This is a genomic window from Gilliamella sp. BG1, assembly GCF_046635625.1.
Classification (GTDB): domain Bacteria; phylum Pseudomonadota; class Gammaproteobacteria; order Enterobacterales; family Orbaceae; genus Gilliamella; species Gilliamella bombi.
In genome coordinates, this window is the sequence record NZ_JBIDFG010000008.1 from 66784 (window position 1) to 81020 (window position 14237).

The 14237-nt window shown below is 36.4% G+C and carries 11 protein-coding genes; 4 read left to right on the forward strand and 7 right to left on the reverse strand.

Annotation, left to right across the window (positions count from 1 at the left end; genetic code table 11):
* The first annotated feature begins 9 nt into the window (after positions 1–9).
* From dnaN to gyrB, 3 genes are read left to right on the forward strand one after another with little or no spacing between them, the layout of a single operon-like run.
* The gene (dnaN, locus tag ACGH80_RS05470; protein WP_085164491.1) at positions 10–1113 is read left to right on the forward strand and encodes a DNA polymerase III subunit beta; all 1104 of its coding nucleotides are present in this window, start codon (positions 10–12) and stop codon (positions 1111–1113) included.
* A gap of 48 nt (positions 1114–1161) precedes the next feature.
* Positions 1162–2235, forward strand: a complete 1074-nt coding sequence (recF, locus tag ACGH80_RS05475) for a DNA replication/repair protein RecF (RefSeq protein ID WP_297224024.1) — start codon at positions 1162–1164, stop codon at positions 2233–2235.
* A gap of 42 nt (positions 2236–2277) precedes the next feature.
* On the forward strand, positions 2278–4689 hold the full coding sequence (gyrB, locus tag ACGH80_RS05480; RefSeq protein WP_411630663.1) for a DNA topoisomerase (ATP-hydrolyzing) subunit B: 2412 nt from the start codon (positions 2278–2280) through the stop codon (positions 4687–4689).
* Positions 4690–5139: 450 nt separating this feature from the next.
* Here gyrB and ACGH80_RS05485 read toward each other — a convergent pair whose 3' ends face one another.
* From ACGH80_RS05485 to ACGH80_RS05515, 7 genes are all read right to left on the reverse strand, one after another.
* Complete coding sequence (locus ACGH80_RS05485; protein WP_174799341.1) at positions 5140–6645, reverse strand: hypothetical protein; 1506 nt, start codon at positions 6643–6645, stop codon at positions 5140–5142.
* Between the two features lie 558 nt (positions 6646–7203).
* Positions 7204–8118 (reverse strand): UTP--glucose-1-phosphate uridylyltransferase GalU, encoded by a 915-nt coding sequence (gene galU, locus ACGH80_RS05490; RefSeq protein ID WP_174799340.1) that lies wholly within the window; start codon positions 8116–8118, stop codon positions 7204–7206.
* A gap of 19 nt (positions 8119–8137) precedes the next feature.
* Positions 8138–8656 (reverse strand): DUF2569 domain-containing protein, encoded by a 519-nt coding sequence (locus ACGH80_RS05495; RefSeq protein ID WP_085165995.1) that lies wholly within the window; start codon positions 8654–8656, stop codon positions 8138–8140.
* Between the two features lie 443 nt (positions 8657–9099).
* Positions 9100–10092, reverse strand: coding sequence for a hypothetical protein (locus ACGH80_RS05500; protein WP_174799339.1), 993 nt, complete (start codon positions 10090–10092; stop codon positions 9100–9102).
* Positions 10093–10588: 496 nt separating this feature from the next.
* Positions 10589–10720, reverse strand: a complete 132-nt coding sequence (locus ACGH80_RS05505) for an entericidin A/B family lipoprotein (protein ID WP_370738315.1) — start codon at positions 10718–10720, stop codon at positions 10589–10591.
* Positions 10721–10755: 35 nt separating this feature from the next.
* A complete protein-coding gene (locus ACGH80_RS05510) occupies positions 10756–11958 on the reverse strand; it encodes an aromatic amino acid transaminase (protein WP_411630664.1) in 1203 nt (400 codons plus the stop codon).
* 269 nt (positions 11959–12227) lie between these two features.
* Positions 12228–12611: a RidA family protein gene (locus tag ACGH80_RS05515; RefSeq protein ID WP_065575564.1), complete on the reverse strand. Its 384-nt coding sequence runs from the start codon at positions 12609–12611 to the stop codon at positions 12228–12230.
* A 185-nt stretch (positions 12612–12796) separates the two neighbouring features.
* On the opposite strand from ACGH80_RS05515, the gene ffh reads away from it, so the two are divergent.
* Positions 12797–14164, forward strand: a complete 1368-nt coding sequence (ffh, locus tag ACGH80_RS05520) for a signal recognition particle protein (RefSeq protein WP_034915314.1) — start codon at positions 12797–12799, stop codon at positions 14162–14164.
* Positions 14165–14237: the final 73 nt, after the last annotated feature.

Genomic DNA, 14237 nt, shown 5'->3' on the forward strand with positions numbered 1-14237 from the left:
ATCAATACTATGAAATTTATTATAGATCGTGAAAAACTAATAAAGCCATTACAACTTGTAAGTGCACCATTAAGTAGTCGCCCTACACTACCAATTTTGGGGAATTTATTATTACAAGTGAGTGATAACACGCTATCGATGACAGGAACTGATCTTGAAATAGAGATGATATCTCATCTACCATTAGTTGAACCGAGTGAACCAGGTGCAACAACCGTGCCAGCAAGAAAGTTTCTTGATATCTGTCGAAACTTACCTAATGATGCCAAAATTTCGATAAGCGTTGACGATAACCGATTGATGATTCAATCAGGACGTAGTAAATTTTCATTATCAACACTACCAGCTACCGATTTTCCAAATTTAGAAAATTGGCAAAGTGATGTTGAACTTTCAGTTCCACAAAAAACCATTAAACGCCTTATTGATGCGGTACAATTTTCAATGGCGAATCAAGACGTAAGATATTACCTAAATGGCATGTTATTTGAAATTGAAGATGGTTTACTAAAATCAGTTGCAACAGATGGACATCGATTAGCTTTATGCTCACAACCTATTGAACAAGATACTAAAACTAATCATTCTGTCATTTTACCAAGAAAAGGGGTACTAGAGCTTGCAAAACTGGTTAGTGATAACGAAGAATTAATCAATATGCAAATTGGTAATAATAACTTACGGGTTAATCTTGGTGATTTCACTTTCACATCAAAACTCATTGATGGAAGATTCCCTGACTACAAACGAGTATTGCCACGCAACCCAGATAAACCACTTGAAGTATCTTGCGAAGAACTCAGAAACGCCCTATCAAGAGTTGCGATCTTATCTAATGAAAAATTCCGTGGTATTCGACTTTATGTCCATAACAATCAAATAAAGATTACAGCAAACAACCCAGAACAAGAAGAAGCAGAAGAAGTTATTGACGTAAAATATGAATCCGCAGAGCTTGAAATTGGCTTCAATGTAACCTATCTACTTGATATATTAAATACATTGAAATGTGATAGCGTACAACTATTATTAACCGATGCAACATCAAGTGTACAAATAGAAGATATCAATAATCAAACAGCAACTTATGTTGTTATGCCAATGCGCTTATAATCCAATCTTACTTAATATTCCGGCTTCGTCCGGAATAATTTAAAGCATATGACTCTTTCAAAAATCAAAGTTCATCATTTTCGTAATATTAGTTATGCACAGCTAACTTTATCGCCACATTTCAACTTCATTGTTGGCGATAACGGGAGTGGAAAAACGAGCTTACTTGAAGCTATTTATATGCTTGGTCATGGTCGTGCATTTAGACACACTCAATCTAATCGAATTATTCAACACGAACAGCCAGAACTAGTATTATTCAGCGAACTAAACACAGCCAATCAACAAAATCACTCAATTGGGCTTGCTAAATCGCGTAATAATGATAATAAAATCAGAATAGATGGAGATGAAGGTTATCGATTAACCGATTTAGCCAAATTATTACCCATTCAACTAATCACACCTGAAGGATTTGATTTATTGACTGGTGGACCTAAATATCGCCGAGCATTTATTGATTGGGGATGTTTTCATCATCACCCTGAATTTGTTCATTTATGGAATAATTTAAAGCGTTTATTTAAACAACGCAATGCATTATTAAAGCAATCCCATAGTTATAATCAATTATTACCTTGGGACAAAGAACTTGCACCCATCGCTGAAAAAATTAGCCACATTAGAGAAAACTACTCACAACATATTTTTCCTGAAATTATACAAACTTGCCATGATTTTTTACCCGAATACCAACTTAATTGCCAATATTACCAAGGTTGGGAGCATGGTACTGATTATGCTGAAATATTACGCAAACAGTATGAACGAGACAAACTCCTTAACTACACATCAGCCGGACCACATAAAGCAGATATTCGATTACGTGTTGATAACATTCCAGTTGAAGATCTGTTATCACGTGGTCAATTAAAATTATTAATGTGCGCATTACGTTTATCTCAAGGTGAATATTACTCTAAGCAAAATACCCAAGCTTGTATCTACCTACTTGATGATTTTGCATCTGAATTAGATAACAATAAACGCGAATTGTTAGCCAAACGTTTAAAACAAGCTAATTCACAAGTATTCATAACTGCAGTTAACCAATCGCAAATTACCCATATGATCGATGAAAATGATAAGATTTTTCACATAAAATCTGGTATAATTTCGTAAATATACAGAACGATATAAACAATCAAAAAAGTCGAGAAATCCATGTCCAATTCTTATGATTCTTCTAGCATTAAAGTACTCAAAGGGCTTGATGCTGTCCGTAAACGTCCAGGTATGTATATTGGTGATACTGATGATGGTACAGGACTTCACCATATGGTTTTTGAAGTTGTTGATAATGCCATAGATGAAGCATTAGCTGGATATTGTCACCATATTGAAGTAACAATCCACCCTGATAATTCTGTTTCTGTACGTGACGATGGTCGCGGTATTCCAACAGGTATTCATGAAGAAGAAGGTATTTCAGCAGCAGAAGTTATCATGACCGTATTGCATGCTGGCGGTAAATTTGATGATAATTCTTACAAAGTATCTGGTGGTTTGCATGGTGTAGGTGTTTCAGTTGTTAACGCCTTATCAGATAAATTAGAATTAGTTATTTATCGTGATGGAAAAATCCACCAACAAGTTTATAACTTAGGTGTACCGCAAGAGCCACTAAAAGTAATTGGCGAAACATCTGAATCTGGCACCTATGTACGCTTCTGGCCAAGCCCAGAAACATTTACCAATATTGAGTTTGTCTACGAAATATTAGCAAAACGACTACGAGAATTATCATTCTTAAACTCAGGCGTATCAATAAGATTACTTGATGAGCGCACAGGCAAAAATGAACATTACCACTACGAAGGTGGCATTCAAGCGTTTGTTGAATACTTAAACAAAAATAAAAATCCTATTCATCCTAAAATATTTTACTTCAGCACAGAAAAAGACGGTATTGGTGTTGAAGTAGCACTACAATGGAACGATGGTTACCAAGAAAACATCTATTGCTTTACTAACAACATTCCACAACGAGATGGCGGTACTCACTTGGCGGGTTTCCGTGGAGCAATGACGCGCACATTAAACAACTATATGGAAGCTGAAGGATACAGCAAAAAAGCCAAAATCAGCGCCACGGGTGATGATGCTCGTGAGGGTTTAATTGCGGTAGTATCAGTTAAAGTACCTGACCCAAAATTCTCATCACAAACCAAAGACAAATTGGTATCATCAGAAGTAAAATCCGCCGTTGAATCCGTAATGGGCGAAAAGTTAACAGAATATCTACTTGAAAACCCAAGTGATGCCAAAATTGTTGTCGGAAAAATCATCGATGCTGCAAGAGCACGAGAAGCCGCCCGTAAAGCGCGCGAAATGACACGTCGAAAAGGCGCCTTAGACTTAGGCGGATTACCAGGTAAACTTGCTGATTGCCAAGAAAAAGACCCAGCTTTATCTGAATTATACTTAGTGGAAGGGGACTCTGCGGGGGGGTCAGCAAAACAGGGACGCAACCGCAAAAATCAAGCAATCTTACCGCTTAAAGGTAAAATTTTAAATGTTGAAAAAGCCCGTTTTGACAAAATGCTCTCATCTCAAGAAGTCGGAACACTAATTACCGCATTAGGTTGTGGAATTGGCCGTGATGAATATAACCCAGACAAAATGCGTTACCACAGCATTATTATCATGACCGATGCCGACGTTGATGGCTCGCATATTCGAACATTATTATTAACATTCTTCTACCGACAAATGCCAGAAATCATTGAGCGAGGTTATGTTTATATTGCACAGCCACCTTTATACAAAGTCAAAAAAGGCAAGCAAGAACAATATATCAAAGATGATGAGGCAATGACGCAATTTCAAATTGCCTTAGCGCTTGAAGATGCATCGTTACATGTCAATGACCATGCTCCTGCACTTGCAGGCGAAGCATTAGAAAAACTAATTGCTGAATATCAAAAAGTCGAAAAACTTATTACAAAAATGGAACGTCGCTATCCAAAAGCGTTGCTATCGGAATTAGTTTATCATAATGTATTAAACGAAAGTATTTTACAAAACCAACAACAAGCCGAAAATTGGGCAAAAACCCTTGTTGAAAAACTATCAAATAAAGAACAACATGGTAGCAGCTACCTTTATTCAGCTGAATATAATGAAAAAGCACAACTATATGTGCCAATCATTAAAGTAAAAACTCATGGTGTAGATACTCATTATCCATTAGATCAAGTATTCATCCATAGTAATGAATACCGTAATATCTGCCACCTTGGTGCACAATTAAAAGATCTACTTGAAGACAGCGCCTTTATTCAACGTGGAGAACGCAAACAACCCGTAGAATCTTTTGATGAAGCTGTTGATTGGTTAATTAAAGAATCACGTCGTGGATTAACTATTCAGCGTTATAAAGGACTAGGTGAAATGAACCCAGAACAGTTATGGGAAACCACAATGGATCCAACCAGTCGTCGCATGTTGCAAGTCACCATAAAAGATGCAATTGAAGCGGATCAATTATTTACCACATTAATGGGGGATGAAGTTGAACCACGCCGACTATTTATTGAAGAAAATGCCCTTAAAGCGGCGAATTTAGATTTTTAAATATTGTCGTGATAAAAAGTAAAAAAATCAGACATAATGTCTGATTTTTTTTGTGCAAAGGAATTAGGCGTTGTTTTTTACTCTAAAATTGCTCAGGTAGACCATTGATTTTATTAAATTTTTTATTTTTAAATGAAATCAAACAATTATAGGCTAGCTATTTTTTTATTACGTTGAATTTGGCTTTTTAAGGAAAGCGTTTTTGTTATTTGATAATAGCTATTAATAACAACTTGTTAATAACAACCAGTTAATAGCAAAAGCGCAAGCTTTTAAGGCGTATCGGTCGAGGTGCTATTTTGGTTTTCTGCCATTAAAGCTCAAGGCTCACAAACTTTGCCTGCTCAGCGCCCCAACACTTGCGCTGGGGCTTTATTCTTTTTTATATTTTCCTCTCTGGCACCATAACCACCTTCCGCGCCCTAAGGATTAAGAACTAAACGCTAAAAACTAAGGTGTGGTGCAAACAGCACCGAAGGCGTAGGAAGAAGCGCCAGTGCCGCCGACGGAGCCGCCGGACGAGGGAACAAAGAAGCCATTGCTACCGATCGTGTCGCTTGTCCAACAGGTGTTATTGAAGAAGCCCGCACCAATATAGTTGCGCAAGTAGCCCCACTCCGTGAAAAAACCTGCTCCTATATGACGCATGTAACCATTACCACTAGACGACGGCGTGGCACCTACTGCACCAGTACAAGGAGCGTAACTATTCATGCCCCAACCAGAACAAACCGCATTGGTTAAATCCCTTACCCGTGACAAACGATAACCCAAACTATTACACCATGTGCTTTGATTAGAAAGGCTATCTCCTCGAATTCCCCGATCAACGAACCACTGCCTCAACACAAATCCATAACGAACCTCATTACCTTGACTATCCCTACCAACCAACTCAAATGTCTGTGGCAAAGAAGGACGTCTAAGTGGACTTGGATTATCTGAATTCATCTGAGTACTATCAGCTTTAGGACCATTCAATGTTACCCGCGTGTTTGAGTAAACCCAATTCACCGTTGCTGTTATATCACCACTACCACCATATGTGGTAACAGACCAACTCAACTGACTTGCATCTATCCCAACTATATCCAAATCAAAATACAATCTATCTGCACCTGTTGTTGGAAAATTTAAACCGTAAGATGATGGATTTGTTGACTGAACTAAAAAACCCTTTGCTGGATTCCACATGCTAGGTGGACCTGCATAATCGCCTGTACCGTTATTTAGATTTGGCCTGACCGCACAAATAACGGGCTGTGACGGTAAAGTGATATAATACTCCGCTGTTCCTCCACTAAAAGTACTACTTCTTGGCTCACCATACTGCGTAGCTAAATTCCCTCCAGTACTACTTAAAGTTACCTTATAAGGTGCATTACATATATCTAATGCATCACTACGATTAATGGTATTGCCATCTTTATCCGTTATTGATAACGATATACTTCCTGATGCAGTAATTTCACTTGCTCCCTGTCCATCTCCATCATCGTCTCTCCATTTACCTTGTGTCACTAAATCATTTATATTTATTGAGTCGCTTGATGGCGGGACTATCATTTCAATATCAGCCAAGGTATCCCCTACATTAGATAACTCGATTGGCGAGGTTGGTGATGAAGGATTATCTTGCGGTGCGAATGTTCGACCATCCGATAACTTAATACCTAATAAATCCTCTGTTTTAGTCACTTTAGTAACACCGCCATCAAAGGTTAAATAAGGTGCAGTACCCTGAATGTAATTAAAAGTAGTAGCCGATAATGCCTGCGATTCTAAGGAGTACGGCAATAACAACAACGGCGCTAATGCCAATGGGATTTTTAAAGATAGTTTTGTGGATAATTTCGATGATATAAATGAGTTTCGTGCAAAAACTCGTCGAATAGGATTATTTGATAAATTTAAGACATAAGTTTGCCGGTGCTTGTACCTAGAATGATAATGCATTATGGTTTACCTATTAATTAATTATTTATTTTATTTAGATTTTTATAATTATTTGCTTATTTAATAAGCTTGTTTTCCTATAACGGCGAAAGTATAACCATTTATAAAATAGTTGGCTAGTTTTTTAGCGGAATTTTTTGTAAAGAAATGTAAATATAAAAACGATTTGTCTTTATAGATAGGTGAATTTTCTAATTAAAATAAGCTGTTAGTTTTATAATTTTTTGTATTTTGCGGAATGATTAATATTGCTGATAACATCTAAAACACAAACACGCCCAACAACCTAGTTTAGCGTACTAGCTTTACTTCGTTATCGGCATATTTTGATGCTGTGATAAGGCTGGCTGATTAACATTGTAGTGCTATAAGCGTGTTTCTTGCTCTAAAATTGTTCAGGTAAACTATTGATTTTATTTAAATTTTTATTTTTAAATAAACCTAACGGTTATTGCAGGCTTAGAGGGGGCAGTGTATTGGTTTCGGATGTTGTCACTGATGTTAATTATTTCCACAAAAGGTCAAAACATTCGAAACCTAGCTAACCTAAATCAAAAATTAAAGCGTTTTTAACCAAGCTTTAACATCGCTACCTAAGCTTTTATGTCGCATTGCGTATTGTACAAATGTTTGTACATAGCCAAGTTTATTACCGCAGTCATGACTACGACCTTTTATGCAATAGGCATCAACACGATCTTCTTTAAGTAACATGGCAATTGCGTCGGTCAATTGAATTTCGCCGCCAGCACCTAATGGAGTTTTGGCAAGTAGAGGCCAGATTTTTTCAGATAGAACATAACGTCCAACAACGGATTGGTTTGATGGTGCTTCTTCAACTGATGGTTTTTCAACTACGCTGTACATTTGTGCAACATTACCCGCAGATAGCTCTTGACCACGACAATCAACAATACCGTAAGAAGAAACTAATTCTTTTGGCACGGGCTCTACCATGATTTGGCTATGTTTGGTTTCATGGTAATTTTTGATCATTGCAGCTAAATTATCGTTGGTAAGGTCACTTTCGTATTCATCGATAATCACATCAGGTAAAACAACAGCAAATGGTTCATCACCAACTAAAGGATAAGCACATAATACCGCATGACCAAGCCCTTTTGCCAAACCTTGGCGGACGCTAGTTATGGTAACATTTTTAGGTAAAATGCCTTGTACTTCTTGCAATAATTGACGTTTAACACGCGCCTCTAACATGGCTTCTAATTCAAAACTGGTATCGAAATGGTTTTCAATTGAGTTTTTTGATGAGTGCGTAACAAATATAATTTCAGTTATGCCTGCGGCAATACACTCTTTAACTACATATTGAATAAGTGGCTTGTCAACAACGGGGAGCATCTCTTTTGGAATAGCTTTAGTTGCTGGTAACATACGAGTACCCAAACCGGCAACAGGGATAACCGCTTTTGTTACTTTTCCATTTACTGAATTGTCTAAATTTGATGTCATTTTATTTCCTTAAAACAAATTAACTAATTATGTCGCTATGAGTAACTTCACTATGGCGACCATTAACAAATGTATTTTTGACTCGAACTGACTTTAACACATAAGCAATCCAAATACTGGTATAAATGATTGCTATCACAATATCTTTTATAAAAGAAAACTCAAATTTAACTTCAAATGGTAACACGATAAAAAGATACCAACATCTTTGAATTAGCTTAAAAACAATAAAACTGCTACTAAATATAATAAAAAAGTTAGGAAATTTATAACTTTTAGTAAAATATAAAAATATAATATAAGCGTTTAAAAGCAATAATAAACAATTTAGACCCATGTCACCTAAAATAAACAGACCCAAATGAATTGTGTGCATTTTCGAGTAGGGATCCAATAATTGTGTCCATACGTCGATAAAATCAATCGCATTTAGTCTAGAAAAGGTAACATATCCAATAAAAATAAAACAAAAAAATAATTCAATACCAACTAAAATTAGCCAACCGCCTAATCCTTTAAGTTCTTTTTCCTTGATCATTTTTGTACCTGTTTAATAATCGATAAATCGTTAGATTCAATTAGCAAAGGATTATCTCTGTCTTTAGCTAAAGAATCAATAGCGATATAAACGATTTGGCAATTTTGTAACACGGCTTGTCTTATACTACAAATTTATCCCCTGTTAAATTTGTGTATTTACCTATTTTTTGAACGACTCTAATTAATAAAAACAAGGTAAATATAAAATAGACAAACAAAAACTAAGAAAATGGCAACAGGACTGGATAAAAGCATAAAAATGTAGAAAGACTTAGGAAAACAAGCATTCTATCTGAGTATTTTTAGCCAATTCAGCGCTTACTCAAAAGATTTTTTATTTCAAAAAAGCGCTTTTGCTATCTAATCACAAAAGCGCAGCTTTATTGGTTTAACACTCATCTTATGATAGGGTAGCTTTCTATTAGGATTAATGGCTAAAAACTAAGGTGTAACACAAATCACATATAGAGAAGCAGGATAATCATAGCCGCCTATATCACCAAAGCGTGGCCACACAATGAGCTGGTACCTGTGGCCATCACTTTCGTCACTCGTCCAGTGAAACCCTTCTCTAAATCCTGCGCCATAAACTGAGAGTACCCCCCACTCTGCAATAAACCCCGCGCCTATTCGACGCTGATAATAATTACCATTTGAGGACGGCGTAGCGCCAACAGCGCCTTTACACCAAGGTCCTGAGTTAAAATTGAAACAAACTGCGTTAGTGACATCTTTTACTTTAATAAGTCGATAACCTAAACTACTACACCAACTTACTTGATTAGGAAGAGTTTCGAGTTTATTAGGCCCTCCACTGACAAACCATTTCTGCAAAACAAATCCATATTTTACAACTTCACTACCTGAACTATCCCTACCCACTAGCTCAAATGTCTGTGGTAAATTTGGCACAGTAATTTTACCTGGATCTGTTGACTGTTTCTGACTATTATTTGCCATTGGCCCGGTTAACTTAACACGTGCTACAACTTTTCCTTTATCGGCAGGAGTAGTCATCCACCACTCATCAGCAACAACACTCGTCACTGTTGCTGTTATTCCCTCATGTGTGACAGGTTCCCATATCAATTCCCCTTCATATCCGTCTATCAATAAATCAAAATATAACCCATCAGCACCCGTTGTCGGAAAATTTTGACTGTATAACATCGGGTTAATTTGAACTAAGAATCCCTTATATGGATTCCATATTTCAGCTGGACCTGCCAGATAGTCGCTATCGTGAAAATCGTCAAGAACCCCACCGCCAAATCGTAGACTCGGCCTTGCGTAATTGATAACTGGCGACGGAATAATTATTGCATCACTACGATTACCCGATCGTTCAATTTTACTTATTGATGCCTGTAAATTCCATGAAGACGACAATAATAATGCTAATACTAGCACGGCTTTTTGAGATAATTTCGGCAATAATGCCGATAATAATTTAAGTGATAACTTCGAGAATATAAACGAGGAAAGCGTAAAAAATTGCCTAAGGGCGTTATTTGATAAATTTAAGAGATAGGTTTGCCAGTGTTGGTGTTTGGTGTTTGGTGTTTAAAATTATACAACATAATATTCCGCCTGTCAATTAATCATTTGTTTTATTTGGTTTTTTATTAGTTCACTAAGTGAACTGAATTGGTTTTGATTATAACTATAAAAAAAATACTTGGCTAGTTTTTGCGTTTTTTTAGGATTGCTAATAACCTTCTGATTTATCAAAAGGATTATTTCAAGTATATGCTAGGTGATGTATTTAATAAAAATTCGATAGGTTTGAATATTGGCAATTTTCCATAATTAAAGGTGCAATTCGTAAATTTAACGAACCGCACCCAACAAGTAAAAATATAAAATACAAAATATTTTACTCTAAAAATAGTTAAAAAATGGATATTTTGCTAGACATAGATAACCTTAGTTACATTTTATCACTCACTTTTTCGGCTGTATGTGAAATGGCTTTTCCACCTGATTCGACATCTTGACCAACACCTTTTACGGTGTTACATCCAACAACTAAAGTCGCCATTGCTATACCTAATATTAACATTAACATTTTATGGAACATAAAAATACACTCCTTTATTAACATGATTGTTTTAGTGCAGCAAATGCTTCTGCCACACGTTCGATATTATGGTGATTTAAACCCGCTACACACATTCTTCCGCTACCCACCAAATAAATAGCAAAATTATCTTTTAATTGTGTAACTTGCTCTTTACTAAAACCGGTATAACTAAACATGCCCTGCTGTTTTACTAAATAATCAAAATGACAATCAGGTGCCGCTTTTTTTAATAATTCAACTAGAGTTGATCGCATGGTTACGATGCGCGTTCTCATGGAGTCGACTTCTTTTAACCATTGCGCTTTAAGTTCTGAATTATTTAAAACATAACTCACTAACTGCACGCCATATGCCGCTGGGGTTGAATAATTTTGGCGAACCGTTGCTTGTAACTGTCCTAACACACGGTTAGCGATCTGGCTGTTATCACATAAAACGGATAATCCTCCCACTCGTTCACCATAAAGTGAAAATGTTTTCGAAAATGAGTTACTAACAAATCCACACAATCCTGCATCTGCCATTTTTCGAATCGCATAAACGTCTTGTTCAATACCATTGCCAAAGCCTTGATAAGCAATATCCATAAATGGAATGAGATCTCGTGCTTGTAAAACTGCTATTACTTTATCCCACTGTGCTTGCGTTAGATCAGCGCCAGTTGGGTTATGGCAACAAGGGTGTAGTAAGACTATGCTTTTAGCTGGTAGTTGATTTAATGTTTCAAGCATTGCTTCAAATTTTACGCCACATGTTTGTTCATCAAAGTAAGGATATTGGTTTACTTTAAAACCTGCACCATTAAAAATGGCGATGTGATTTTCCCAAGTTGGATCGCTGACCCATACTTGTGAATTTGGGAAATAGCGAAATAAAAAATCAGCACCTATTTTAAGAGCCCCCGATCCGCCTAAGGTTTGTATCGTTGCGATACGTTTATCTTTAGAGGCCGAATGATCTTCACCAAATAATAAAGATTGGATCGCTTGGCAATAAGCTGGTAGGCCACTCATGGGTAAATACAATTGAGCATCTTGGTTGTGATGATAGATATAATCACGCGCCGTTTTAATACATTGTAATTGAGGCACTATGCTATTTTCATCATAATAATAACCAATACTTAAATTTATTTTGTTGTCTCGACTATCATTAATAAATTCAGTTACTAGTGATAAGATGGGGTCCCCTGGGTACGGCTCTACTTTTTCAAACATTTTTACAATCCAATTGGTACAAATAATAATAATAAATAATTGTAGATTATTGCACCAACTCTATTGGCGATCAATCATTAAATAATAGTTTAATAGCAAATAATTAAGTTGATTTTTGGTTGGAAAATTGCCGTTTTTTAATAAGATGAATAAAGAACAAAATAACCCAAAAAGTCATGTTTTTATATTAATTTTATACTGAAACACATAGTTACCTGAAACTTTTTGACAAAAATTAGCACCCATTGGTGCTAATCTGATAAGCAAATTTATTTAGCGGCAATAACTTCGATTTCGACTTTGGCATCTTTGGGAATTCGAGCTACTTGTACGCAAGAACGTGCAGGGAAAGATGCATTATTTTCAATAAAAAAGGCTTCGTATACTGCATTTACCGTAGCAAAGTCATTGATATCGGATAAGAAAATAGTCGTTTTAACGATATTACTTACTTGATAGCCAGCCGCAGTGATGATCGCTTTAACATTCGCTAAACTCTGTTTGGCTTGCTCTTTAACACAAGTTGGCATTTCACCAGTTGTTGGATCTAATGGAATTTGTCCTGAGGCAAATAACATATTACCTAAATCTACTGCTTGAACATAAGGCCCAATAGCTGCTGGCGCTTTATCAGTACTAATTACTTTTGCCATGTCCGATTTTCTCCTTTTTAGTCTAAACTATTCTGTTTTGTAATTATTAATAATCGTCTTTTTCTCTTTCCTCATTTCAACAGGAACACAATTTTGTGTCAAGTCAGTGCAAAATTATGATCGTGGGACTTATTGAAATTTTCTGATATGATAATGGCAATTTTTCATTTATTACGAGAGTTAATATGTTCGAGAATTTAACCGACCGTTTATCACAGACATTCCGCAATATTAGTGGTCGAGGACGATTATCTGAAGATAATATCAAAGATGCATTGCGCGATGTTCGTATGGCACTACTTGAGGCCGATGTTGCACTACCCGTAGTTCGTGAATTTATTAATCAAGTTAAAGAAAAGGCTGTTGGATTAGATGTCAATAAGAGCTTAACCCCAGGTCAAGAATTTATCAAAATAGTTCAGGCAGAATTAACAACTGCTATGGGTGAGGTTAATAGTTCGCTCAATTTGGCAACTCAACCACCCGCAGTGATTTTAATGGCAGGTTTGCAAGGGGCAGGTAAAACAACGAGCGTTGCTAAGCTAGCTAAATTTTTAAAAGAAAAACATAAAAAGAAAGTGTTGGTTGTTTCTGCCGATGTTTATCGCCCTGCTGCGATTAAACAGCTAGAAACATTAGCTAAAGCTATTGATGTTGAAGTTTTTCCATCTGATATTGCTGAAAAGCCAGTCAATATTGTTAATAAAGCTATTTCGCATGCTAAATTGCAATTTTTTGATGTGTTAATTGTTGATACTGCAGGCCGTTTGCATGTTGATAGCGATATGATGGATGAAATCAAAGCGCTCCATCATGCTGTCAATCCAATTGAAACGCTATTTGTGGTCGATGCTATGACAGGGCAAGATGCCGCTAATACCGCTAAAGCGTTTAATGATGCATTACCGCTTACTGGTGTAATTTTAACAAAAGTTGACGGGGATGCTCGTGGTGGTGCAGCGTTATCAATTCGCCACATTACCGGTAAGCCAATTAAATTTTTAGGAATGGGTGAAAAGACAGACGCTTTAGAGCCATTTTATCCTGATCGCATTGCTTCACGTATTTTAGGGATGGGCGATGTGCTATCTTTAATTGAAGAATTACAAAGCAACGTCGATCGCGAAAAAGCAGAAAAAATTGCCAAGAAGCTAAAAAAAGGTGATAAATTTGATTTTAACGATTTCCAAGATCAGTTAAAACAGATGCGTAATATGGGCGGAATGGGGGCTTTGTTAGCTAAATTACCTGGTGTTGGTCAACTTCCTGATCATATTAAAGCACAGATGGATGATAAAATTACCATCAAAATGGAGGCAATCATTGGTTCAATGACATTAAAAGAGCGTGCTAATCCTGAAATCATTAAAGGTTCTCGTAAACGCCGTATTGCCAACGGTTCGGGAACTCAGGTTCAAGATGTCAACAAGCTGTTAAAACAGTTTGAAGATATGCAAAAGATGATGAAAAAGATGAAAGGTGGCGGCATGATGAAGATGATGCGCCAAATGAAAGGATTAATGGGCGGTGGTATGGGATTACCTCCTCGTTAAGTCATTAATACTAAATTTTCAATTAAATGAGTTATATCTGAGTACTTAGTAACTGTTAACTATAGCTTGCCGT

Bases quoted from the DNA above. Each gene is read 5' to 3' on its own strand.
- dnaN (WP_085164491.1), top strand. From the start codon at position 10: ATGAAATTTATTATAGATCGTGAAAAACTAATAAAGCCATTACAACTT.
- ACGH80_RS05495 (WP_085165995.1), bottom strand. From the start codon at position 8,656: ATGATCAAGGAAAAAGAACTTAAAGGATTAGGCGGTTGGCTAATTTTA.
- ffh (WP_034915314.1), top strand. From the start codon at position 12,797: ATGTTCGAGAATTTAACCGACCGTTTATCACAGACATTCCGCAATATT.
- ACGH80_RS05485 (WP_174799341.1), bottom strand. From the start codon at position 6,645: ATGCATTATCATTCTAGGTACAAGCACCGGCAAACTTATGTCTTAAAT.
- gyrB (WP_411630663.1), top strand. From the start codon at position 2,278: ATGTCCAATTCTTATGATTCTTCTAGCATTAAAGTACTCAAAGGGCTT.
- galU (WP_174799340.1), bottom strand. From the start codon at position 8,118: ATGACATCAAATTTAGACAATTCAGTAAATGGAAAAGTAACAAAAGCG.
- ACGH80_RS05505 (WP_370738315.1), bottom strand. From the start codon at position 10,720: ATGTTAATATTAGGTATAGCAATGGCGACTTTAGTTGTTGGATGTAAC.
- ACGH80_RS05510 (WP_411630664.1), bottom strand. From the start codon at position 11,958: ATGTTTGAAAAAGTAGAGCCGTACCCAGGGGACCCCATCTTATCACTA.
- recF (WP_297224024.1), top strand. From the start codon at position 1,162: ATGACTCTTTCAAAAATCAAAGTTCATCATTTTCGTAATATTAGTTAT.
- ACGH80_RS05515 (WP_065575564.1), bottom strand. From the start codon at position 12,611: ATGGCAAAAGTAATTAGTACTGATAAAGCGCCAGCAGCTATTGGGCCT.